Genomic DNA, 396 nt, shown 5'->3' with positions numbered 1-396 from the left:
CCGCTCATGAGGACACCGAGGAGCGCCTGGGCGAAGGTCTTCACCGCCCTCTCCCCGGCGCCCTGCCAGAACGCGGACGTGGCGTAGATGCTCATGCTGTTCTCCTTCAGGCGACGCGGAGGACGTCGCCGGGGTGGATGGTGTCGGCGGTGGTCTTGCCGTTGAGGGCGGCGAGCGCGCCGTGGGTGGTGCCGTGGCGGGAGGCGATCGCCCACCAGGAGTCGCCGGGGCGCACGGTGTAGGTGCTGATCGGCAGGGCGATCACCTGGCCGATCTCGATGCGGTCCGGGTGGACCTTGGGGTTGGCGGCGATGAGCGCGTCGAGGGAGACCTTCGCGGTGCGGGCGATGCGGCTCATGGTGTCGCCGGCGACGACGCGGTGGACGGTGCCGGCCT

General features: G+C 71.5%; 2 protein-coding genes. Both read right to left on the bottom strand.

Annotation, left to right across the window (positions count from 1 at the left end; genetic code table 11):
* A partial coding sequence (locus tag J1M41_RS12400) for a holin (protein ID WP_206451788.1) occupies positions 1 to 95 on the bottom strand: 95 nt, incomplete at its 3' end.
* A gap of 11 nt (positions 96 to 106) precedes the next feature.
* Positions 107 to 396: LysM domain-containing protein (locus J1M41_RS11545; protein WP_206451787.1), on the bottom strand; the 290-nt coding region annotated here is incomplete at its 5' end.

The organism is Micrococcus sp. KRD096 (genome assembly GCF_017168495.1).
GTDB lineage: Bacteria > Actinomycetota > Actinomycetes > Actinomycetales > Micrococcaceae > Micrococcus > Micrococcus luteus.
The sequence above is the reverse complement of the archived record's forward strand: the minus strand, read 5'-3'. Positions and strand labels throughout refer to the sequence as shown.